The organism is Nostoc sp. (genome assembly GCF_036917465.1).
GTDB lineage: Bacteria > Cyanobacteriota > Cyanobacteriia > Cyanobacteriales > Nostocaceae > Nostoc.
In genome coordinates, this window is the sequence record NZ_JBALDL010000088.1 from 24,384 (window position 1) to 47,792 (window position 23,409).

The following is a 23,409-nucleotide window of genomic DNA, read 5'->3' on the forward strand; positions in this document are numbered from 1 at the left end:
AAAATTTTTCCTGAATCTTCCTCTCACTTAAGGGAGGAAAGAACCAGGTGGGGGGAAGTTGCACAAAACATGATTTGATAATTAACAAGAGTGATTTCAGGGAAGGATAAAATATGTCTTACGCTCAAACGAAGACTCAGAGCAAATCTGGGTATAAAGCCGGGGTTCAAGATTACAGACTAACTTATTACACACCCGATTACACACCAAAAGATACCGATCTTCTAGCTGCGTTCCGCATGACACCCCAGCCTGGTGTTCCTCCCGAAGAAGCTGGTGCGGCTGTAGCGGCTGAATCTTCCACAGGTACTTGGACAACTGTGTGGACAGATTTGCTCACCGACCTCGATCGCTACAAGGGTCGTTGCTACGATATCGAACCAGTTCCCGGTGAAGACAACCAGTACATCTGCTACGTTGCCTATCCTTTGGACTTGTTTGAAGAAGGCTCTGTAACCAACGTATTGACCTCAATTGTTGGTAACGTATTTGGTTTCAAAGCTCTACGGGCACTGCGTCTAGAAGACATCCGTTTCCCAGTAGCTTACATCAAGACCTTCCAAGGGCCTCCTCACGGTATCCAAGTTGAGCGTGACAAGTTAAACAAATACGGTCGTCCTTTACTGGGTTGTACCATTAAGCCCAAATTGGGTCTTTCCGCTAAGAACTACGGACGCGCTGTATACGAGTGCTTACGCGGTGGTTTAGACTTCACCAAAGACGACGAAAACATCAACTCCGCACCATTCCAAAGATGGCGCGATCGCTTCTTGTTCGTTTCTGAAGCTATCAGCAAAGCCCAAGCTGAAACAGGTGAAATCAAAGGTCACTACCTCAACGTCACCGCCCCCACCTGTGAACAAATGTTGCAACGGGCTGAGTTCGCTAAAGAACTCAAACAGCCCATCATCATGCATGACTACCTCACCGCAGGCTTCACGGCGAACACAACATTGTCTCGTTGGTGCCGCGACAACGGTATCTTGCTCCACATTCACCGGGCTATGCACGCTGTAATTGACCGTCAAAAGAACCACGGTATCCACTTCCGTGTATTGGCTAAAGCCCTGCGGTTGTCTGGTGGCGACCACATCCACACCGGCACCGTAGTTGGTAAGTTGGAAGGTGAGCGTGGCATCACAATGGGCTTCGTTGACCTATTGCGTGAAAACTACATTGAGCAAGACAAGTCTCGTGGTATTTATTTTACCCAAGACTGGGCTTCTCTACCTGGTGTAATGGCAGTTGCTTCTGGTGGTATCCACGTATGGCACATGCCCGCGCTGGTAGAAATCTTTGGTGATGACTCCGTACTACAATTCGGTGGTGGTACTCTAGGACACCCTTGGGGTAACGCTCCTGGTGCTACAGCGAACCGTGTCGCCTTGGAAGCTGTTATTCAAGCTCGTAACGAAGGCCGCAACTTGGCTCGTGAAGGTAACGATATCATCCGCGAAGCAGCCAAGTGGTCTCCTGAACTAGCTGTTGCTTGCGAACTGTGGAAAGAAATCAAGTTCGAGTTTGAAGCAATGGATACCGTCTGATCTTGAAGTTAAAAGTTAAAAGGTAAAAGGTACTTTTTACTTTTTACTTTTTACTTTTTACTTATTTGGGGCTGGGGTCAAGCATGAATCTTAAGCAAATTGCGAAGGACACAGCCAAGACTCTCCAAAGCTACCTGACTTATCAGGCTCTGAGGACGGTATTGGCACAGCTAGGCGAAACGAATCCTCCATTAGAACTTTGGTTGCATAATTTTTCGTCTGGCAAAATTCAAGATGGTGAGTCATACATTGAGCAACTGTTGCGAGAAAAACCAGATTTGGCTTTGCGAATCATGACTGTCAGAGAACATATTGCGGAAGAAATAATCGAATTTTTACCGGAAATGGTTTGCACTGGCATTCAGCAAGCCAACATGGAACAGCGTCGCCAGCATTTAGAACGCATCACACGAATAGACACATCTAACCCCAGTCTACAACCAGAACAGCAAGCAACTTCAGATCCGAATTTGGATAACTTATCCAATTAGTTCGGTCAACCTAGTAGTAAAAATCGCAACCCATTATCAAAAGCTATGCAAACTTTACCAAAAGAGCGTCGTTACGAAACCCTTTCTTATCTGCCCCCCCTGACTGATGCTCAAATTGCCAAGCAGATTCAGTACATTTTGAATCAAGGTTACATTCCAGCAATCGAGTTCAATGAAACTTCTGAGCCAACAGAATTATATTGGACAATGTGGAAGTTGCCTTTGTTCGGTGCTAAATCCACTCAAGAAGTACTGAGCGAAGTTCAAGGATGCCGTTCTCAATTCAACACCAGCTATATCCGTGTTGTGGGTTTTGATAACATCAAGCAGTGCCAAATTCTCAGCTTTCTTGTTCACAAACCTAACAAAGCTAACAGATACTAAAGCAAGCGTTGCTCTAAGTAATTAGTTTAACCGCATAGGAGAGGTGGAATTATCTGCCTCTCCTATTTACTAGGTTTGTTTTGAAACGCAGAGGGACGCAAAGGGAAACGCAGAGAATAACTCAGCGCCCCTTTGTGTAAACCTCTGCTTTTTTTAAAATATAATAAATGGAATTACAGCATCTGCCGGAAGTAAGAATTTGTTTTGTTGGTGATTCTTTTGTTAATGGTACTGGCGATTCAGAATGTCTTGGTTGGACAGGGAGAGTATGTGCTAATGCTAATAAAAGAGGTTATGACATTACTTACTATAATTTAGGAATTAGGCGCGATACTAGTACTGATATAGCAAACCGTTGGTTACAAGAAGTATCACTGCGATCGCCCAATGAATATGATGGCAGAGTTGTGTTTTCTTTTGGATTGAATGACACAACACTAGAAAATGGTAAAACTCGCGTGGATTTGGCAGATTCACTCAAAAATGCCTATGAAATTTTAAGTGAAGCTCAAAAGTTATATCCTGTTTTGATGGTTGGGCCAGCACCATACGCAGAACAACAAGATAGTCAAAGAAGAAACAGAAATACTGATTTATCTAAGCAGTTTGCTTTAATTTGCAATGAATTGAATATACCTTATTTAGACGTTTTTCCAATATTAGAAAAATCAAACATTTGGATAGATGAAGCAAGAGCTAATGATGGCGTTCATCCTCAAGCAGGCGGTTATGCAGAATTTGCCCAAATAGTAGAAAATTGGGACGGTTGGTTAAATTGGTTTATTCTGACTTAATCAAGCATTCAAAGTTAGGATAGTAGTGACACCTAATTTTTATATCCAAAGGTGGTAATTATGCAACAAATTACTCTAACGGAAGCATCTCAAAATTTACCCGGCTTAATTGAAGCAGCACTTAGTGGTGAGGAAATCATTATTATCAAAGATAATCAACCTTTGGTGAAGTTAACTCCTGTGTCACCAGTTCAACATCGCCGTCAACCTGGAACCGCAAAGGGTTTAATTACAATCTCTGAGGGCTTTGATGAACCACTCGAAGATTTTAAGGAATATATGGAATGATATTGCTGCTCGATACACATACTTTTATTTGGTATGTGACGGATAATTCAAGACTGAGTAATCAAGTACTAGAGTTAATCAATGATGAGAATAATGAAATCTTGCTAAGTATAGCTAGTCTATGGGAAATCGCTATTAAGCAGAATTTAGGAAAGCTTAGTTTTAATCAGCCATTGGAAATATTCATTACACAGCAACTCAAACTCAACGATTTTAGGTTACTCGATATCAAAATTAGCCACGTTGCTGTTGTTGCCACACTACCTTTACATCACCGCGATCCATTCGACCGAATTTTAATTGCACAATCGATAGTTGGAAATATACCTATACTGAGTGCTGATAAAATTTTTGATGCATATCCAATTGAGCGTTTGTGGTAAGTAGCGCTCCTTTTCTACCAAAAGATAAATAAACAGTCATCACCAAAAAAACTTAACATTACTTTAAGCAGTGCTAGGCAAAGATAATTATTATGGGTTACTACATCGCTCCCCGCTTTCTGGACAAACTGGCTGTTCACATCACTAAAAACTTTCTAAAGCTTCCTGGCGTGCGAGTTCCCGTGATTTTAGGTATTCACGGACGCAAAGGTGAAGGTAAAACATTTCAATGTCAATTAGTCTTCGAGAAAATGGGTATCGAAGTGACTAACATCTCTGGCGGCGAATTGGAAAGTCCAGATGCGGGAGATCCGGCGCGGTTGATTCGGTTGCGCTATCGGGAAACAGCAGAACTGATCAAAGTACGCGGCAAAATGTGTGTACTGATGATTAACGATTTAGATGCGGGTGCTGGACGCTTTGATGAAGGCACTCAATATACTGTAAATACGCAGTTGGTGAATGCCACACTGATGAATATTGCTGATAATCCCACAGATGTGCAGTTGCCTGGAAGCTATGATTCCACGCCTTTACATCGTGTGCCGATTATTGTCACAGGTAATGATTTTTCTACTCTCTATGCACCGTTAATTCGGGATGGACGGATGGAGAAATTTTACTGGGAGCCAGACAGAGACGACAAAGTGGGAATTGTCAAGGGAATTTTTGAAGCGGATGGACTGTCACAGAAAGAAGTTGAACAGCTAGTTGATACTTTTGTCAATCAGTCAATTGACTTTTTTAGCGCTTTGCGATCGCGCATTTATGACGAACAAATCCGCAACTACATCCATAAAGTCGGTTTTGAGCGGGTATCTTTGAGTGTGGTTAACAGCACTGAAGGGCCACCAGAATTTAAAAAGCCAGATTTCAGACTGTCTCACTTAATTGAGTCTGGTAACTTCCTGGTTGGTGAACAAAAACGGGTGGAAAATTCCCACTTGGTTGATGATTACAATCGACTCAATCGAGGTAGAAATTCTCAATCTGCACCACCTGCTGCTGTAACACCAATTAATCAGCCGTCAAGCAATAGTGCAACTCAAGAAGCAAAAACTAATGGATTCCAGAAACAGGAAGCATTAAGTAGCCATTTAACCATAGATACACAAGCTCAAATTAGGCAATTATTGTCTCAAGGTTACAAAATTAGCATTGAACACGTGGATGAGCGCCGCTTCCGCATGGGTTCATGGCAAACCTGTGTTCATAGCCACATAGATGCAGAGTCTGATGCAATATCAAATTTGGAAGCAACTTTGGCAGAATATAGCGGCGAGTATGTGCGCTTGGTAGGTATCGATCCGAAAGCCAAGCGACGGGTGGTGGAGACGATTATTCAGCGTCCAGATGGGAAAAATTAGGGATAGATAAGTAAACAACCCTCACCTGCCTAGCGGCTGAGGTGGGGGCTTTCAGAAGCCCTAGAAATATCAAATAAATTTAGCTGCACGGACTCAGGATTTTTCCTAACACGCACATCTAACTTACAAGACAGTCCCGAACCACGAGGCTGGTTTACAACAGCCCCAATTGCAGAAATATTCTTCGCCTCGTTCAAATCAGCATCACCAGCCCATCCACAATGACCGCACACAAAGTTTTTGCCACAACTGCTTGCATATTCACCTCTAACCGGATGAATATGCAAGCAGTTGTGGCACGTTAATTTGATAGCTGAATCCTTACCTTTTAACTACAGGTAGCAGCTGAAGCCGAGTTAACCTTTGTTAAATCGCCAGTGAATACTGCTGTGTATATATAAGGTGATGAACCAGTGCAAGTCATGGAATTTGTATTAGCGCGTCGAGGAGTCCACCATGACTTTGCTTGCACAGTCAAATTTGTGCCATTCCATGATAAGGTTTGGACAACTAAAGAGTTTGTATTTCCATTATCTGCCTTTTTAGCAGATAGAAATGTGGCATAGTTAACCTCACCATTGGCTGGATTAATCCGGGCTATAACTGCGACTTTTGGCCCGCCTCCGCTACCATAGCTAGACAACCAACGCCCAGTTGCAAAGCGGCGAAAATCACTACCAGTTTGACTGCCGGTGGAAGAGTAAACGCCATATAAAACATCATCCCCATTCCAATACAATCCGTAACCTGTACCGTCATCATTCGTTGTTTCGTAATCAGTCCGACACCAGGATTTGATACCACTATTGAAACGAATTGTTACAGGGTTTTTGTTATTAGATGAAACTTGCTGATAACCAATGTAAAAGGCTGTATTCCCATTAACTACTCTAGGGCCATTTTTAGCTTTGATTGTCGCTTCACTATCATTGCAACTGAATGTCACACCACTACCAATAGATGAATTTACCGTTTGGGCAAAAGCTGGAGGGGTTTTTTGTGTGATGATTAAATCAGTCGCTAGTAATGCAGAGAAGGAGAAAACTGCCAAATACTTCTGCAATTTTGGAGAATAAATCATGGTATAAACTTGCCGATAAACTGTAAGGGAAAAACACCGTATTACTATAAACTCTAACGAGAGTTTATACAAGCAAAATTATTGAAAGTCGCAGATTGCAACATTTTTAATATCACGAAAAAGGATATTAGGCTACAAAATGCATAAGCTAATATGCATGGCATTGCATGGTATTAACTGTATAAAAACCTTTCTTATCAAAGAATATCCAGTGAATAGATTGATTCTGAATTCAGGAAGACGTTGGCGGACTCGCTTACGCTATTAAAATCAAGATGCTCTCTACGAAAAGCTACGCGAGTGTCTTATTCGCACTTGCGTTACGTAATGAAAACCAACAAACCTATGACTTACGAAGAGTGCAAAAACTCAGTTTATTCAAGCGATTTTTCGATCAGAATTAATTATGAATTTTGACGAATAACACCAATATTGCTGTTTAATAAATTGCGATGTCTACGAGGGGCTACGCCTATGCACCAGTTAGCAACAAATAGTTGTAATGAACAAATTGTTAGAAGCTTGAATGCATATTTTAATCAATTGTTTTCTTTGCTTCGGATCTCAATTAATACGGTTCAGTTAAGGTTAAAACTCTGTTACCAAAGTCAACTTTTTAACGTAGACGCAAAGCGGCTTCCCGCAGGTACCGCCTTCTCTGCAAGACACTACGTGAACGCGCAGCGTCTCCGACAGAAGAAGCAACTGGCGCGACGCAGAGAGAAGAAAGAGATGTTTAAGTAAACCGTATTGGGATCTCAATTCAGCTTTTCCTAGAACATAGATATATTTCTTAGAGAGGGTTCTAGAGTTAGTCTGGCTTAGTAAAGCTGTTTTTTGGTTCAGTAAAATTCGTGAATAATTTTATTTTTATGAAACTAATACATACATCTAAGTAATTTATCTTAATTCAGATGCAGCATCTGGTTTTTTGGATGATTCCCTTAACGTTAGTGATTCATCATAATGGCTTCTAATGTAGGCGTATAGACGCATAGTGGTTTGTCATCATCATCTACGAGATGGAACTTCAATATGGAAGAAAACCAGCGTTAAAGGCAGTATTTATACTGAATGAGATAGTATTTTAATGATAAGTCTTAAAAATAAGACTTACGCGTTGACATAAAATACTAAATATGAATCTTTTGAAAAGCTTCTCTTAATTAGATTTTTTTAGCAAATAAATGCTGCTTTACCACATCTAAACGTGAACAATTCCAATAATCGATATGGGAGACAATCAAACCATCAGAATTAAGACCTAATTCACTCCAACCAGGAATAGAAATTCGTGGCTTCCAGGGAAGAGGAGTATTCCAACTGAGTGTCCACTCAGTTTTTATTGTGTCTTCTAAACGTTGAATATTATGTAAGTCCATCTTGGTATCTAAAAACCAAGTTTTGATAAAATTAATCATTTCTTTGTAACGTTTAACGCCACTAAATTTATTCAGTGGATCTTGAAAATAAACATCTGGAGCGTAAATAGTGTAAGTTTGATTTACTGGGAATCTTTGATAGTCTTCTTTGAGGATTTCAATGATATCCATAATAAATAGATATATATGTAAATTATTTTAATATCTAAACGAGCCTGGAGCGATGTCTACGACGGGCTGCGCCAACGCAGCAACAGCCGATGTGCCAAATAATTCTGTTAAGGTATGCGCAATTTATTCAAGTGTCATAAGCCTTTGTTTATAACATATAGCTTCTAGATTAGCGCCGAGATGCATCAGCTTATTCACAAAAACTCTGTGGTGCTGCTGCAAAACTTCCGGTTGTCAAAAAGTTTCATTTCCCTTGAACACGCAGTGAGGGCATACAGCTAAGTGTACGCCCCCACAAATAATGTATTCCACTAAATTGAAATATTTTATTTAGATCATCGAATTGCTCAAAAACACGATACCGATCGCACAGAAAGCGAAGCCAGCAATGGTAATTTTCCAGGGTAAAGTTTGGTTGATTTCTCCCATACCCATTGCACCACCAATTTCTCTAGCACTCATGGCAACCGCAAACAGAGTCAATGTCATACCTAGTATATAGGCAACGAGTGGCAGCATTCCTGCCCCAATAATAGATTCAGCAACAGTGTAACCCTGAAATAAACCAGCACTGATGCCCATGAGAGCAAGTACTACAAAGTTTGGTTGATTTGGCATCATCAACATAGTACTAAAAACGATGGTAGAAATGGCGATCGCTATTTCTGCACCTGGGAAATTTAACTTGAATATATGAATTACAATGCCCAAGATTGCTGCTAAGACAAAACATCCAGCGATCGCAGCGCCACGAACAAACATCGATGAGAGTAAGCCAATAGCAATAATACCCACTAAACAATTCAAGCCAATTACTGGATCTGCTAATCCCCAGATAAAGCCTTCCCAGCAGTTAGAGATGGTATGGTTAAGTGGTGTTCCACTCAATGAACTCAGTAAGCTAATTATAATTAAGGCTGCGATCGCTCCAATATGGCGATCCATTAACTTCGAGGTATAAAATTCTGGTGAAGCACGGAATTGCGATAATTTAGTTTTGAACATCACTATATGCCAAATTAGTTTTTTCGGTAATTTATACTACCCACCTACCCCAAAAAACTAACGTGGTAATTACACCATCTTGTACTAGCTTTATGAAGTTATACAAAGCCACGGTTACTGAAAAGTATAACGGGCGGCGTAGCCTCTTGTAGAAAAGCTCGTCCTGATATCGCTACTAAAATTATCAACATTTGATATTCAATGAAGGTATCTAATCGACTGCAAATGTAGTTTCAAAATATAGCTGTAATTTCCTTTTGTTTTAGTATTTTCTCTCAGATATAATGCTCTCGTTTACCTAACCTAAAACTTATCTTAATTGAACTTTCTTAAAAAGAAGATTAATCTATAAAGTACCTTCATTGGAAGAGAGAATGAAATTCATTAAATTTCAACTACTTAGTGTTGCTCTCATCTTCTTTGTATGGATTAGTCCACTACACGCTAGTCCAATAGCTCAATTACCAACCTCTTTACTTCCAGTTTCACAACAGGAAACAACATCTCTAAAAAATTCACAGGATGTATTGACTGTTGCAACTTTTAATGTCGAGAATTTAGACCCGAAAGATCAACGCTTTGATAATATTGCCAAAATTATTGGCAATAATTTGAACGCACCAGATGTCATCAGTTTGGTTGAAGTTCAAGATAACAACGGGCCAGTTGATGATGACGTTGTGGATGCAAACGAGACTTACCAAAAACTGATTGCTGCGCTCAAAAATATTGATAGTCCAGCATACGACTTTGTTGAGATTGCGCCCAGCGACGACCAAGATGGTGGAGAACCTGGAGGTAATATCCGTGTCGGTTTATTGTTTCAACCCAGCCGGATAACTCTAGCCAAAGCGCCCCAAAAAGGCGGTTCATCAGATGCTGTGGCTATTACTCAAGGTGCAAATGGTCTTGACCTCTCGCTCAACCCAGGTCGGATCGATCCTACGAATAGTGCTTTTGAGGCAAGCCGTAAACCACTGGCGACAGAATTTATTTTTAATGGTCAAAAAGTGTTTATCATTGCTAATCACTTTGTTTCTAAAAAAGGAGGTTCGCCTACCGATGTGAAACGAGTGAAACAAGCCGAAATCGTTAATGAATTCGTAGGACAAATACTAGAAGCTGACCCGCAAGCCAAAGTAATTGTACTGGGTGACTTAAACGATTTACCAGATTCTCTACCTCTGAAAACTTTGAAAGGTAACATTCTTGAGAATCTGACAGATAGTTTACCTGCTAGCGATCGCTTTAGTTTCAAATTCAAGGGAAATCTTGAACTCATTGACCATTTGTTGATCAGTCAAAATCTTTCTCGTGTTGCTCAACCGAAAGTTGACATTGTGCATGTCAACGTTGGCTTTAGTAAGCCTGTCAGCGACCACGATCCTGTGATTGCAGCATTTACATTACCTGCTAACCAGTCCACCTCTAACACAACTCCTCCCGTTACCCAATCCACTCCCGGAAGTGATTCGGCAATTATATTGCCTCAATTATCCAAAGTCGCTCTAGTTGAAGAACTAGCTAAAGAGTATACGCCTAGCAAAACTTTGAACTACGATCGCGCCAGAGACGAAATGTTTGGCATTGTTGACAATAAAGCAGGGATTGTGACAGATATCTATGCTAGTTACCAAATTCGTCTAAATGGTAATGGCGATCCTAGTCAGGAAGCTGACAAGTTAGGACTGAATACCGAACACGTTTGGCCACAAAGTAAAGGGGCTGACAACGGTAATGCCAAAAGTGACCTGCACCATTTATTTCCGGCACGCGAAGATATTAATAGTGAGCGAGGAAATAAACCCTTCGACGATATAGCCGACACCAAGACTAAAAAATGGTATCGAAATGATAGCGTTCAATCTACAATTCCTAGTAGGGCAATTGACGAGTTTAGCGAATTAGGATCTGCTAAATTTGAGCCTAGAGAAAAAGTAAAAGGGGATATAGCTAGAGCAGTGTTCTACTTTTACACTATTTATCGGAATCAAGCTGAGAAAGTAGACCGAAATTACTTTCAGAATCAGCGTCAGACTTTGTGTAAATGGAATCAGCAAGACCTACCTGATATTACTGAAATAGAACGCAGTCGTGCGATCGCTAAATTTCAAGGTAATGATAATCCATTTGTGCTAGATGTCACATTAGCAGAACGGGCATACTGTAATTCTTAAAACAGTAATGTTTGAGATACCCGCAGATCCCCGACTTCTTTAAGAAGTCGGGGATCTTATTTCTTGGCGTTAAACAGACTTTATCTGAATTGGAATCTGGATGATGAACTCTGTCCCTTGAAGCGGTGCAGAAATACACTTTATTTGACCACCATGCTTGTTGATAATTTGGTAGCTAATCGACATCCCTAAACCTGTACCTGAACCAATAGGTTTAGTTGTAAAAAATGGATTAAAAATTTTTTGCTTTATTTCTTCTGTCATTCCACAGCCATTATCAGCAATCGTAATTATTACTTGATTCGTGTCTGAAACCTCAGTGCAAATACGAATCTGAGGAGCGTAAACTTTCAGTTCTTGGTTGCCAGTTATTTTTACATTTGCCACTGATAGATTACACCCAGTTTTTGATTCTTTCAAAGTATCAATAGAATTATTCAAGATATTCAAAAATACTTGATTGAGTTGTCCAGGATAACACTCGACTTTAGGTAAATTGCCGTATTGTTTTATAATTTTAATATCTGGATAATTTCCTTCGGCTTCCAAGCGATTTTGCAAAATTAAGAGAGTGCTATCAATACCTTCGTGAATATCAACTTCTTTTTTTTCCGCTTCATCTAGCCGTGAGAAGTTACGCAAGGATAAAACTAGCTTGGAAATGCGCTTGGCTCCCATTTTTATGGAAGACAATATTTTCGGTAAGTCTTCTTGAATAAAATTAATGTCAATTTCTTCAATATAATCTTTAATTTTTAATTGTAGATGGCAATCGCATTCTTGATAAAGTGTAATCAAATTGAATAAATTTTTAGTATATTCATTGACAATAAGGATATTTCCGTCAATAACATTCATCGGATTATTAATTTCATGGGCAATACCCGCAACTAATTGCCCCAATGAAGACATTTTTTCAGTTTGAATCAGTTGAGCTTGCGTATTTTCAAGTTCCTTTAAAGTCAGTTTTAGTTGAGAATTAGCTGCTTCTAGTTGTGCTGGACTTGGCAAAGCTATAGCCTGGGGGATGATGGGTAAAAGTGCGATCGCTGTATATAGTGAAATAATCGCCGTAATAAATTTAATGAAAGTGGACAGCCAGTAAGTTGGATGCCAAAGCGTCCATACATCCATCAGATGGGTTGTACCACAAGAGACGATAAAAGCTCCAAATAATAAAAGTATCCATTTAAAGGGGAAATCCTTTCGCTTGTGGACAAAGTAAACAAGGGCAATGGGAATAGAATAATACACCAAAGCAATCAAAGAATCTGAGATGATATTAAGCCAAACTAAGCTCGGCTTCCAGAGGTAACAATGTCCATGTGGAATAAATGAGCTATCAGTCAAAAAATTTTGCAAAAATTCCAGCATAAATCATCAAGCGTGTATATTTTGTCAAGTATTAAATGAAAAATTATACACGTTTGATAAAAAATTGTCCTTAACAAAAAAGAATTCAGGAGTCGTGAGAATGTTGCACTAAGCTAAAAATCTTTTAATTTACATTCTCAAAAAAGTGAATCTCTTGTGGGGTGGGCATCTTGCCCGCCCTAGTTGTGCAAATAAAATGCGCGACAGCTTAGTGCAGTAATTCCTCAACTTGATGCTGACTCCACAAAGTTCTGTATAAACCCTGTTGTTGTAAAAGTTCTAAGTGATTTCCAATCTGAACAATTTTTCCCTTTTCCATCACAAAAATTCTGTCTGCTGCTGCCGCCGCCGATAATTGATGGGTAATAAAAATTACTGTTTTGCGTTCAGTACCACCGGAAAGATTTTTGAGGATTTGTGTGGCTGTTTGATTATCTACACTAGAGAGAGCATCATCCAAAATTAACACTGGAGCATTAACCAGCATCGCCCTAGCCAAAGCAGTCCGTTGTCGTTGACCGCCAGAAAGAGTAATACCGCGTTCACCAACAAGAGTCTCATATTGCAGGGGAAAATTATGAATTTCTGATTCAATTTGGGCAAGTTTAGCAACAGATTCTATCTGTTCTTGTTCGCTAATTGGATCGCCATAGCGGATATTATTTTTGATTGTAGTGCTAAATAGAAAACTATCTTGAGGAACATAGGCGATCGCACCTCGTAAAGAAGCCAAAGCTATTTTAGTAATATCCAGTCCATCTAAAAACAATTGTCCTGATTCAATATCCAACAAGCGCGGTAAAGCATTGGCTAAAGTGGATTTACCTGAACCAATTGCCCCAACAATGGCCACGGTTTCTCCCGGAGCAATTGTAAAGTTAACGTTTTCTAAAGCTGGCGTATTGGAACCAGGGTAAATGTAGGTGAGATTTTTAGCTGTCACTTCCCCTTGAAGTTCAGCCACTGGTAGACGTATGGCATCATCTGCATCTTGAATTTTTGGTGTGACAGAGAGAATAGATTCTAGACGATCTATACTAACTTCACCCCGTTGGTAGGCGGTAATTGTGAATCCCAAAAGGGCTGTGGGGAAAACTAGACGCTCTACATAAATTAACAGTGCTAAAAAGTCGCCAACCTGAAGCGTTCCAGAAGACATCCGCGCCGCCCCTAGCCAGATAATTACTAGCGAACTGACATTAGCTAGCCCACCAATTAATGGAAAAAGTGTATTTCGGAGTTTTGCTAGTTCCAGGTTAGCAGTCAATAATTGTTGATTTTTCTTAGAGAAGGCTCGACGCTCGTTAGCTTCTTGAGCATAGATTTTAATTAAAGCAATGCCACTAATATCTTCCTGGATGAGTTCGCTGATGTCAGAAAGTTGCTCTTGGACTTCTGCTTGTTGTTTGCGTAAGCGATTGCTAAATAAACTCACCAACAAGAGCATAAAAGGGTAAACTGCCAGAGATGCTAGTGTCATATCCACACTAATCGTCAGCATTACTGGCAGTGTCAGGGCGTAGGCAAACACCGTATTTGCCAAACTCAAAACGGCAAAACCCAATAACCGTTTGATATTGTCCACATCACTGGTAGCCCGATTAATTAAATCGCCAGCAGTATTACTGGCAAAATAAGCCGGCTCCAGCTTGAGTAAATGTTCAAAAATCCGTTGTTTAAGATCAAATTCTACCTGACGACCGACTCCAAATAACCAAATGCGTGATGCCATCCGCATTAGCCACATCGCCGAACTGAGCAGTACAATTACTACTACATAATGTATTATTTCGTTCCAGTTGAAGGTTGTCGAGAGTTTATCAACACCAGCACGAATCAACCAAGGGATATAAACGCCCAGTGCATTCACAGACAACAAAGCCAGAATGCCTAATGATGCTTCCCGCCAATGGGGTCGTAGGTAAGCAATGAGTTTACCGATTCGTCGAGATTTTGCCATTAAAGCAATTTTGCAACTTTATCATCCTAGATTAACTGCTAGTCGAAGCAGGCAGCTATGTAGAGGGAATATCGCTTGTGAAATTAACAACAAAGAATTCAGGAGTCAGGAGCCAGAATACCCTTTCAAGGAAGCAACCTACAGAATTTAATTCTGTGCAACTGCCGTTAGCGCTGCGCTTAGGGACGAGCATCACCCGTTCGCTCTTAGCTTTCCCATAGAGTAGAGTGATGAATAAACGGCTTTAAGTCCCCACTAATAGCGCAGCGTAAAGCCTGCGGCATAACTGCGCTTAGAACAAGTCAGAGGCTTGTTCTTCGCTATCGAGCGTCTTGCATTTTGAATCCTGTATTCTGACTTCTGACTTCTCTCTTACTTTATTACCGTTGAACACGCATGAACCTATAAATTTCAACGAGATAACTTTCCCAAGTTTTTGTTGTAAATTGCAACGTTTCCGAATTTGGTACAAAGTCTTCAAGCCGTAAACCTCGGCTGCGAATATCTTGAAGATTTCCTTGTAATAGGTAGGGAGGCACTCTCAGATTATAAGAAAGAATGCCATCCCCCCTGACATCTGAAATGTTTGCCGTGGTAGTTGGTTGCCCTAATGCCACCAGTGTCCCGGATGTTGGTGCAGCAGTTGCTACATAAGTTCCACCTGTCATTGCTAGAGGTGCCCTATAGAGGAAATAGGCTACTGCTGGTGTACTTGCCAACAGCAAAATCGTTAATGCCCAACCTATCAAGTATCCTCCCGGTTTTTCTATTCCGCCTCCTTTTATTTTTTGAGCTGCCAAAATCATCAGTAAAACAGAGGCTCCTAGAGGTCTAAGTGGAAAAGACAGCATTCTCCACAACGACGCTACAGCTGGTTCACTGGGGTTAAGAAATGATAGGGCTACGATTATCAAGATCACAACTAGGATTAATCGCCCTACAAAAGTTCCAGAAGGATAAAATCGCTGGAACAGAGAATATACGATAGTGCCAATCAGCAGCCACAGCAGTACTCGGCTTAACAATAGAAACATAGATTAACTCTCAAATTTTCTGGTGCAGTGAGCCAGTGTGGTGTTAAGACAGTCCACCTTGCTAGGGGTTTCCACGCCATTGCTTCTCTGAACAGAAAAAGAAGTGGCTCCCCAGAACGAACTGTCCTGCATGGTTTCCCTGTATAAAACAACTAGTGGCTCCTTCGATGCAACGCTAGAAGCGTCACCCGTAAGGGTCAACCTAGAGGTTTCGGGAAATGGATTTATTTTATTGTCAAATTGTAATCGTACTGTTTGACTCAAAATACCTCAAACCTCACACCCAAAGACTACCGTCGTAGTGATTTTAGTTCAAATTTTTAACACTGCGTCTATTATTTATAATTTTCCAGAAGAGTAATCTGGTACCGATAAACTAAATTAATTGAGTAATCGACTCAAAAGGATAAAACTATGTCGCTTGGAAAGCCTAGCATTTTAGTAACAGGGGGAGCTGGATACATTGGTTCCCATACGGTGCTTGCTTTGAAGCAAGCGGGTTATAACGTTGTGATACTTGATAATCTGGTCTATGGGCATCGTGACCTAGTAGAGAAGGTTTTACAGGTAGAACTGATAGTAGGGGATACAGGCGATCGCGCTTTGCTAGATCATCTATTTAAAACCCGCGATATTACTGCTGTGATGCACTTTTCTGCCTACGCCTACGTAGGAGAATCGGTGAGTGACCCAGCTAAATATTACCGCAATAACGTCCTTGGTACTTTCACGCTGTTAGAAGCGATGCTGACGGCATCTGTAAAGAAATTTGTCTTTTCTTCTACATGTGCTACCTACGGTGTACCTGAATTTGTACCGATTCCAGAAAACCATCCCCAAAATCCGATTAATCCTTATGGCGCTACAAAGTTAATGGTAGAGCGGATTCTTGCTGATTTTGATGTTGCTTATGGTTTTAAATCAGTGCGTTTCCGCTATTTTAATGCTGCTGGTGCTAATCCCAATGGCTTACTCGGTGAAGATCACAACCCAGAAACCCATTTGATTCCCTTGGTGCTGATGGCAGCTTTAGGCAAACGAAAATCTATTTCAATTTTCGGCACTGATTACCCCACGCCCGATGGTACTTGTATTCGTGATTATATTCATGTTAATGACTTAGCAGATGCTCATATTTTGGGATTGGAATATTTATTAAAAGGTGGCGATAGCGAAGTTTTTAATTTGGGCAATGGTAGCGGCTTCTCCGTCAGAGAAGTAATTGCAGCCGCCGAACAGGTGACAGGAACTTCGATACCAGTAGAAGAACGCTCACGCCGTCCTGGAGATCCGCCAATTCTTATTGGCACTAGTGAGAAAGCCAGAACAATCTTAGGCTGGCAACCTCAATATCCATCCATTGAGGATATTGTCACTCATGCGTGGCAGTGGCATAAAAAGCGACATCTGTAAAAGAAGAATTCAGCATAAATCAGTGGGGGAATTGCTGCCCCCATTGCTTGTATAAGTAATTAGATTACCAAGAAGATAGGCTAAAAGCCTAGATCAGAAATTATCTGAAAGCACTTACATAAAGAATCGCTTAAAATTAAGGCGTAAAAGCGATCACAAAAAATCTGCGGGATGAAGTACCTCAATATTCAAGATACAGAAGTACCTTCACAGCGCTACTTCATGAGGTGACAGCAACTCAAACTGAAGTTGTGGTTACTCGTGATGGCATTCTAGTTGCCCGCATTGTGCCTTGGCAAGCAAAACAAACTTCTACTCATCACTATCCATTGCGCGGAATGCCGATTGTGATTGCAGAAGATTTTGACGAATCTATGCCCGAACTTTGGGAAACTTTGGGCGAATGATTTTGTTAGATACTCATGTTTGGCTCTGGTTACTCCACGATCCAAGTCAGTTATCGAGTCAAGCCCAAGCCGCAATCGATTTAGAGGATGTTTTAAAAGTCCTCTAGTCGGTAGCCAAACGTTTTAGACCCCCTAAATCCACGCCACTTGCTTCACTTGGGGAGACCCCAAGTGAAGCAAGTGGCTCCCCTTAAAAAGGGGGACTTTCAGAGACTTTGCCCCCCTTTTTAAGGGGGGTTGGGGGGATCAGCAAGTGCCTAAAATTACAGCCAACCACTTTTAAAACATCCTCTTAGAAGAACCACAAAGTGGGTTGCTGGTGTCTGCTATTTCAGTACGGGAAATTGCAATCAAATTCAGCTTTGGAAAACTAACCTTACCGTTGCCGATTGATGAATGGTATCCTTTGGCGCGAACACACTCAGGTATTGTCATAGAGCCTTTGAATCCTCTAAATGCGATCGCCAGTACATAGCTACCGGACAATTTTCATAAAGATCAGGCAGACAGAATTATAGTTGCGATCGCTAGGCGATATGGAATTCCTCTGGGAACTTGCGATGCAAAGATTCTCAATTACCGTCATGTACAAACTATCTGGTGAACTGACTTACAGAAAGGGAGGCACAAAATAATGTCTCCCTACTCTCCTACTCCCTACTCCCCACCCCCTCTCATACTTCGCAGTACGACAACTAAGATGCCGATAAATCCGAGGATGGGAAGTGCGATCGCCCAAAATGGTAATTTCTGAGAATCACCCTCTACTAAATCACCATTGCTATTGACATCTCGCAGGTTTTGTGAGTTCTGTGTTGATCCACTTGCCACAGTAACTTCAAATTTGAATTGAAAGGGTTTGAATCTTGCCCCAGAGACTGGTTTACCATTTAGTTGCAACTCATAAATCCCCGGCTTGGGAAAGGTAATTTCAGCACCTGGAATACCTTGATAACGTTCAGCTGCCACAGGTTCTAACTGTGGTTCTAGCAGTGGTGGCTCTCCGGCTGCATAAGGTTCGGCATAAACAGCTAACCGACAATTACACTGTGACAGAGGAATCACCTTTCCACCTTTGCGGGTAAGTGCAAACCAGGTTTGGGAGGGTTCTCCAGCGCGGGGATTATCATTTGGTTCAATGTGGAGAGTGCTACCAACATCTCCAGCGACTTCCACCTTATGAGCAGATGCCGGGGAAAGATTAGCTATCGATATAACTAAGCAACTCAGGAATAATAAATACTTTATTTTTCCTTGATGCCAGGATTTGCCTTTGTGTAGGTAATGCCTCTGTTTTTGACTCGTTGGGATTGAGCCAGAAAATAAGGATGATTTACCGCGATTTGGTTGGGGGAACATAAAACTTTTCTACGGCTAACTTTGACCAAAAAAAGCGCGAACGTACTAGCAATACACCGAGAGTAACAATTCCCATCAGTACTACCGCTAACTTATTTCCCCAAGTTGATTGCCAAGAACCCAAATAATGGGAACCAATCAACACAGCATGAATGGCACTCAAGAGCAAGGCTGGCACACCCAATAGATGAATCTGTCGCCAACGCTTGCCCAAAGATTTCTGCAACGATTCCCAACTCGTTAAAGCGGCGGGGGACATTAATATCAATGCTACAGCACCCGCAGCCATACCCCATTGAAATTCTGGCGGCATAAAAGAAAAGGCGGCAAAATTCCATTGCAATGAGTGTTCTATCATGTGGGCGGTGTGAACCACAGAAAGCACAAAAGAACCCACTCCCAAGGCGCGGCGGTAACGCAGTGGTGAAGGCCACAACCCACTAATAGGACGCGCAATTAACGCCAAAATTAAGCAGATTAACGCCGCGTGTCCGGTGTAATCTACCATCGTGTCACCAGTCCGCAATAAGGTAATAATACCAATGGTGAGTGTTACCCAACCGCCTAATCGAAATAACTGACTGCGCCTGTCTTTACTTACCAATGATGTGGAAACGCCTACACCTAGCATCGTGGGTAGGGTTCCTAGTCCAAAAGCCAGCATGGTTGCCCCACCCATCCATAAATTGCCAGTTTCAGCAGCTTTTATTTGGGCAGCATATAGGAAACCACAGGGCATTAAACCCCAAGTCATCCCCAAAAGCATTGGTGTCCACCATTTGGTTTTAAAGGAAAGCTTAACCATTCCTGCGCTGAGGCGATCGTGTAAACTACCTTGCAACAAGGGGTGTAACACGGGAATGCGTGGCAGCAAATCGGGTTTTATTTGTCCTAAGCCAAACCAAATCAGCATTACACCAGTTATAATTGCCATCCAGCGCCGGAAATCGCTGCCAATACCTGCTAGCTGTCCACCTTGCAGGAATACCGAACCTAATGCCCCAATGCCAGCACCGACTAGAGCATAGCTCAACATCCGCCCCAGGTTTAGCAGGATATGAAATTTTAATTGCTGTTGCCAAGTGTCGGACTTTTCTAAGGTTGATGTCCGTCCCAAAGAGACTGTTTGTGGAATTTTCGGTTGATGAGACAGGGAAAACGCCACTGTCAGAGGGCCACACATCCCAAAGCAATGTCCAAAACTGCCTAGGAACCCCAGGATTGCGATCAGCAATAAATCTACCATACAAAAAGTCCTGAGTACTGAGTCATGAGTCCTGAGTGTCAGAATAAAGATTTTGAAGAATTAAGAAGAAATTGTTTTCTCTTCCTTTTTGCTCAGTATTCAGTACTCAGCACTCCTCTAGTGCGGCACTGTAAGCGAAGTTGCACTCTCTGTCAAAAGACGAACTGTCAAACTTGATGTTTACTTTAAGGAATTAGTTCTTTTGTACTGGTATAAGATATAAAGGTATTAATCATAAGTAAATACCTGCCTTTAATTAATATTTGTGGAATGGCTATAGTTTTTTCCTCTTATTCACATCGGGATGAAACTCTGCGCGATGAGATGGAAGTTCATCTTACTATGTTAAAAAGGCAAGGTTTAATTGAGACGTGGCATGATCGGCGAATAACTGCTGGTGAGGAATTCGATAAGGCTATAAGCAAAAACTTGGAAGAAGCAGACATCATTCTTTTATTAGTCAGTTCAGATTTTCTAGCTTCCGATTATTGTTATGGCATTGAGATGCAACGTGCGATGGAAAAGCATGAGCAAAGAGAATCCCACATTATACCAGTCATCCTGCGTTCATGCGATTGGCCCAGTGCGCCATTTGGCGAGTTCTTAGTCACGCCAACTGATGGCAAGCCTATCAAAAAATTCCCCGATGAAGACGATGCTTTTCTTGAAGTAGTCAACGCTGTAAAAGCGACAATTACTCGCTTACAACTCCGTCAGAATACCACCCCACCAAGCATAAGTTACAGTTCTGCTGTAAAACTACAAATTTTGGATATACCAAGATCGAGCAATCTCCGTATTCGCAAAACATTCTCGGATCGGGAGAGGGATCAATTTGTGGAGGAATTGTTTGAATACATAGCCAACTTTTTTGATAATTCACTTGTTGAACTATCCAACCGAAATCCAGAAGTGAGTAGACATTTTAACCGTATAGATACAAATCATTTTTCGGCTATTGTCTACATTGCGGGAAAGAAAGCTACTCAATGTCGAATTTGGATAAGAGGAAGTAGCCATCTTTATGGAAACGATGTTGCATATTCCTCAAATGCTTCAGGAAGTGACAATAGTATTAATGAATCCATGTCTATAGTTGATGATGGATACGCTCTTTTTCTGCAACCCTTGGGAATGGCTTCCTTTCCAAGGGTTGCAGAATGTGAAGAAATTATTGTCTCAACAAGGAGCCTCTGAGTACTTTTGGGAGATTTTGCTAAGACCATTGCATAAGACTCAAGATGAGCGTTCTGTCATAAGGGTCAATCTGTAAAGTAAAAGAAACCTCTTGCACAAATAATTTATAGTATAATAACTGATTAACCAAAGACTAACTGAGGATTACCATCAACATTTCTATCTTCTAACTTCTAACCACAACTTTTGAGTTTATCATGCAAACCTTGAGACTTCGTAAGATTAAAAACAAATTGATACCATCTTTTCAAAGTCTAAAGTTTAGACATAGTAAGAATGGGGTACTTTTAGTTACGAAACATTCTCGTAATCCTCAAACGACACCTTCCAAGTCTGGATTTGAAAAGGCTATGGAAGCTTATCAAAAAGTAAGCAGTAAGTATAAGAATGCACTTCGTGAGCTAGCTAAGTGAATGATATCTTTTGGTTAAGTGAGGCAGTCATTAAAGCTATGCACGCAGAACAACTAGCAGAACACGGCGGACTTCGAGGTATAAGAGATAGAAATCTGCTTTTAGCTAGTTTAGATAGACCTAAAAATTTATTTACTTATGGTGAACCTACACCAACTGTTTTTGAGTTAGCTGCTGCTTATGCTTTTGCCTTTGTAAAAAATCATGCATTTATAGATGGTAACAAAAGGGTAGCTTTCGTTTCGATGGCTACCTTTCTGATATTGAACGGGTATTCTTTAGAAGTGCCAGAAAAAGAAGTTGTATTAATTATAAAAAGACTTTCAACTGATCAGGAGACTCAAGAGTCGATAGCAGATTGGATTAAAGAAAATTGTATTAAAATAGACAATTAAACTTATTGCAAAGTGACTTTGCAGGTTTATTTAAGAATTTATGGAACCAAAATATTAAACCCTTCCTAGCAATCTGGGAAAGTTATGCCTGTGAATTCGCGCTACTTATAAGTCAGGAAGCCAAGGATAAATCAGATGAAAAAATGGATTTGGCTGATGCTGTTGGTGTTGATGGCAGTTGCTGTCGTGGGTAGTAGAGGTAGCACGTTTTTTGAACAGCGTTCGTCACGGGCAATTGTTGAGCGCATTCCAGTGAAAACACCCCAACCACAGCCAGAGTCAAAGGAACTTGACAGTGCGCCACAAGTGTCTACTGACAGGCTGTTAGCCCATATCCAAAAGTTAAATTTTCAGCGCTACACGACAAAAGAGCGATCGCTTACTCGCACTTATATCACAACTGAACTCACAAAATTCGGCTGGAAACCTAAATTAGAAAAGTTCTCTGAGGGTGTGAATATTTTTGCTGAACGCCCAGGAACTGACAAAGCCGCTAAAGCAATTCTGGTAGCAGCGCATTACGATACTGTTGCTTTATCCCCCGGTGCCGATGATAATGCCAGTGGTGTAACTGTAGTGTTGGAAATTTCACGGTTACTCGGTTCCCGTCCCACACCACGGACGTTACAACTAGCTTTTTTTGACAAAGAAGAAGCAGGACTTTTAGGTAGTCAGGCTTTTGCGAGCAAAACAGCACGCTTACAAAATTTAGGCGGAGCGATCATTATGGATATGGTTGGTTATGCTTGTTACACTGTTGGGTGTCAGAAATACCCTGCCGGATTGCCTGTTACACCACCTAGCGACAAGGGTGACTTTTTGGCAGTAGTTGGTGATATAGAACATTTGCCTTTACTGAATGCCTTTCAAAGCTCACAGATGCTCCCCTCAACCGCCCTGAATAAACAGGAATCAAATCTTCCAGCAGTTTTGACAGTACCAATTCCTTTTAAAGGTTTACTCACACCCGATACCCTACGCAGCGATCATGCACCATTTTGGTATCAGGGTGTGGGTGCTGTGCTAGTGACAGATACCGCAAATTTACGGACTCCGCACTATCATCAACCTAGCGATATTCCAGCGACTATCGAGCGATCGTTTTTTACAGGAGCAGCACAGATTGTAGTTAATACAACCAATGCTTTGTTGCAGAAAAATGAGGCTTTGGAAACTCAACCACCAAGCTAGGAAAATTGGAAAATGTGTTAGATAAATTACCATTTCAAATATGAAGCTTCAATTCCTTGCTCACGGCGAATTTTGCCATCTTTTTCAAACCATGCAATTACTTGTGGCGCTGTCAAATCTTCAATAGCAACACCATATTCTTGGGCAATATGCTTCAAAAGTTTCAGTGATGAAATTGTTAATCTTGTTAAAAACTTTTCTGGGGAAGACAACAAAGCCGCATCTACTTTTGCTGACTCTTCCAGCGTTAAAAATTGTGCTGATGGTTGCTGTGTTGGTACATCCATAACGCGATCTCAAATTTAGTTGATTATTGGGAATTGGGAATTGGGCATGGGGCATGGGGCATGGGG

Annotated in this window: 25 protein-coding genes; 15 read left to right on the forward strand and 10 right to left on the reverse strand. The window is 41.2% G+C overall.

The genetic code is table 11. The features are described from left to right. The first annotated feature begins 113 nt into the window (after window positions 1-113). From V7K38_RS23295 to V7K38_RS23325, 7 genes are all read left to right on the forward strand, one after another. Window positions 114-1,544, forward strand: a complete 1,431-nt coding sequence (locus tag V7K38_RS23295) for a form I ribulose bisphosphate carboxylase large subunit (RefSeq protein ID WP_334861110.1) — start codon at window positions 114-116, stop codon at window positions 1,542-1,544. Between the two features lie 83 nt (window positions 1,545-1,627). Then, window positions 1,628-2,035, forward strand: a complete 408-nt coding sequence (gene rcbX / locus V7K38_RS23300) for a RuBisCO chaperone RbcX (protein WP_334861113.1) — start codon at window positions 1,628-1,630, stop codon at window positions 2,033-2,035. Between the two features lie 45 nt (window positions 2,036-2,080). Then, complete coding sequence (locus V7K38_RS23305; protein WP_094327886.1) at window positions 2,081-2,419, forward strand: ribulose bisphosphate carboxylase small subunit; 339 nt, start codon at window positions 2,081-2,083, stop codon at window positions 2,417-2,419. A 167-nt stretch (window positions 2,420-2,586) separates the two neighbouring features. Continuing rightward, window positions 2,587-3,213, forward strand: a complete 627-nt coding sequence (locus V7K38_RS23310; protein WP_334861115.1) for a GDSL-type esterase/lipase family protein — start codon at window positions 2,587-2,589, stop codon at window positions 3,211-3,213. 60 nt (window positions 3,214-3,273) lie between these two features. Continuing rightward, window positions 3,274-3,501, forward strand: coding sequence for a type II toxin-antitoxin system Phd/YefM family antitoxin (locus tag V7K38_RS23315; protein WP_334861117.1), 228 nt, complete (start codon window positions 3,274-3,276; stop codon window positions 3,499-3,501). After that, window positions 3,498-3,884, forward strand: coding sequence for a type II toxin-antitoxin system VapC family toxin (locus V7K38_RS23320; RefSeq protein WP_334861119.1), 387 nt, complete (start codon window positions 3,498-3,500; stop codon window positions 3,882-3,884). Before V7K38_RS23315 ends, V7K38_RS23320 begins: the two co-directional genes overlap by 4 nt. A gap of 92 nt (window positions 3,885-3,976) precedes the next feature. Continuing rightward, window positions 3,977-5,251, forward strand: coding sequence for a ribulose bisphosphate carboxylase small subunit (locus V7K38_RS23325; protein WP_334861121.1), 1,275 nt, complete (start codon window positions 3,977-3,979; stop codon window positions 5,249-5,251). Between the two features lie 29 nt (window positions 5,252-5,280). Here V7K38_RS23325 and V7K38_RS23330 read toward each other — a convergent pair whose 3' ends face one another. The 4 genes from V7K38_RS23330 to V7K38_RS23345 all read right to left on the reverse strand — a co-directional run bounded on the left by V7K38_RS23330 (window position 5,281) and on the right by V7K38_RS23345 (window position 8,890). Beyond that, window positions 5,281-5,538 carry a hypothetical protein gene (locus V7K38_RS23330; protein WP_334861123.1) on the reverse strand — a complete coding sequence of 86 codons (258 nt, stop codon included), beginning with the start codon at window positions 5,536-5,538 and terminating at the stop codon, window positions 5,281-5,283. A 41-nt stretch (window positions 5,539-5,579) separates the two neighbouring features. Next, a complete protein-coding gene (locus V7K38_RS23335; protein WP_334861125.1) occupies window positions 5,580-6,332 on the reverse strand; it encodes a hypothetical protein in 753 nt (250 codons plus the stop codon). Window positions 6,333-7,498: 1,166 nt separating this feature from the next. Then, window positions 7,499-7,885: a DUF2358 domain-containing protein gene (locus V7K38_RS23340; protein WP_334861127.1), complete on the reverse strand. Its 387-nt coding sequence runs from the start codon at window positions 7,883-7,885 to the stop codon at window positions 7,499-7,501. Window positions 7,886-8,215: 330 nt separating this feature from the next. Continuing rightward, the gene (locus V7K38_RS23345; protein ID WP_334861129.1) at window positions 8,216-8,890 is read right to left on the reverse strand and encodes a HupE/UreJ family protein; all 675 of its coding nucleotides are present in this window, start codon (window positions 8,888-8,890) and stop codon (window positions 8,216-8,218) included. Between the two features lie 374 nt (window positions 8,891-9,264). On the opposite strand from V7K38_RS23345, the gene V7K38_RS23350 reads away from it, so the two are divergent. Beyond that, window positions 9,265-11,067, forward strand: a complete 1,803-nt coding sequence (locus V7K38_RS23350; protein WP_334861130.1) for an endonuclease — start codon at window positions 9,265-9,267, stop codon at window positions 11,065-11,067. Window positions 11,068-11,136: 69 nt separating this feature from the next. Here V7K38_RS23350 and V7K38_RS23355 read toward each other — a convergent pair whose 3' ends face one another. The 3 genes from V7K38_RS23355 to V7K38_RS23365 all read right to left on the reverse strand — a co-directional run bounded on the left by V7K38_RS23355 (window position 11,137) and on the right by V7K38_RS23365 (window position 15,435). Further along, the gene (locus V7K38_RS23355; RefSeq protein ID WP_334861132.1) at window positions 11,137-12,417 is read right to left on the reverse strand and encodes a sensor histidine kinase; all 1,281 of its coding nucleotides are present in this window, start codon (window positions 12,415-12,417) and stop codon (window positions 11,137-11,139) included. 232 nt (window positions 12,418-12,649) lie between these two features. After that, entirely contained in the window at window positions 12,650-14,401 is a 1,752-nt protein-coding gene (locus V7K38_RS23360) for an ABC transporter ATP-binding protein (RefSeq protein WP_334861134.1), read from the reverse strand. A gap of 380 nt (window positions 14,402-14,781) precedes the next feature. Beyond that, entirely contained in the window at window positions 14,782-15,435 is a 654-nt protein-coding gene (locus tag V7K38_RS23365) for a hypothetical protein (protein ID WP_334861136.1), read from the reverse strand. Between the two features lie 414 nt (window positions 15,436-15,849). On the opposite strand from V7K38_RS23365, the gene galE reads away from it, so the two are divergent. From galE to V7K38_RS23380, 3 genes are all read left to right on the forward strand, one after another. Next, window positions 15,850-16,848 (forward strand): UDP-glucose 4-epimerase GalE, encoded by a 999-nt coding sequence (gene galE / locus V7K38_RS23370; RefSeq protein WP_334861138.1) that lies wholly within the window; start codon window positions 15,850-15,852, stop codon window positions 16,846-16,848. A 227-nt stretch (window positions 16,849-17,075) separates the two neighbouring features. Continuing rightward, complete coding sequence (locus V7K38_RS23375) at window positions 17,076-17,255, forward strand: type II toxin-antitoxin system Phd/YefM family antitoxin (RefSeq protein ID WP_334861140.1); 180 nt, start codon at window positions 17,076-17,078, stop codon at window positions 17,253-17,255. A gap of 319 nt (window positions 17,256-17,574) precedes the next feature. Next, window positions 17,575-17,730 (forward strand): hypothetical protein, encoded by a 156-nt coding sequence (locus V7K38_RS23380; RefSeq protein ID WP_334861142.1) that lies wholly within the window; start codon window positions 17,575-17,577, stop codon window positions 17,728-17,730. A gap of 182 nt (window positions 17,731-17,912) precedes the next feature. Here V7K38_RS23380 and V7K38_RS23385 read toward each other — a convergent pair whose 3' ends face one another. Both V7K38_RS23385 and V7K38_RS23390 read right to left on the reverse strand, forming a co-directional pair. Further along, complete coding sequence (locus tag V7K38_RS23385) at window positions 17,913-18,614, reverse strand: hypothetical protein (protein ID WP_334861144.1); 702 nt, start codon at window positions 18,612-18,614, stop codon at window positions 17,913-17,915. Continuing rightward, entirely contained in the window at window positions 18,589-19,860 is a 1,272-nt protein-coding gene (locus V7K38_RS23390; protein WP_334861146.1) for an urease accessory protein UreH domain-containing protein, read from the reverse strand. The genes V7K38_RS23385 and V7K38_RS23390 overlap by 26 nt, the downstream gene beginning before the upstream one ends. A gap of 270 nt (window positions 19,861-20,130) precedes the next feature. On the opposite strand from V7K38_RS23390, the gene V7K38_RS23395 reads away from it, so the two are divergent. From V7K38_RS23395 to V7K38_RS23410, 4 genes are all read left to right on the forward strand, one after another. Further along, window positions 20,131-21,057, forward strand: a complete 927-nt coding sequence (locus V7K38_RS23395) for a toll/interleukin-1 receptor domain-containing protein (RefSeq protein WP_334861148.1) — start codon at window positions 20,131-20,133, stop codon at window positions 21,055-21,057. 409 nt (window positions 21,058-21,466) lie between these two features. Continuing rightward, window positions 21,467-21,865, forward strand: a complete 399-nt coding sequence (locus V7K38_RS23400; RefSeq protein WP_334861150.1) for a type II toxin-antitoxin system death-on-curing family toxin — start codon at window positions 21,467-21,469, stop codon at window positions 21,863-21,865. A gap of 5 nt (window positions 21,866-21,870) precedes the next feature. Continuing rightward, window positions 21,871-22,059, forward strand: a complete 189-nt coding sequence (locus tag V7K38_RS23405; protein ID WP_334861152.1) for a hypothetical protein — start codon at window positions 21,871-21,873, stop codon at window positions 22,057-22,059. Continuing rightward, a complete protein-coding gene (locus tag V7K38_RS23410) occupies window positions 22,001-23,056 on the forward strand; it encodes a M28 family peptidase (protein ID WP_334861154.1) in 1,056 nt (351 codons plus the stop codon). The genes V7K38_RS23405 and V7K38_RS23410 overlap by 59 nt, the downstream gene beginning before the upstream one ends. A gap of 26 nt (window positions 23,057-23,082) precedes the next feature. Here the strand turns inward: V7K38_RS23410 and V7K38_RS23415 are convergent, their stop codons facing one another. After that, entirely contained in the window at window positions 23,083-23,343 is a 261-nt protein-coding gene (locus V7K38_RS23415) for a hypothetical protein (RefSeq protein WP_104898857.1), read from the reverse strand. Between the last annotated feature and the right edge of the window lie 66 nt (window positions 23,344-23,409).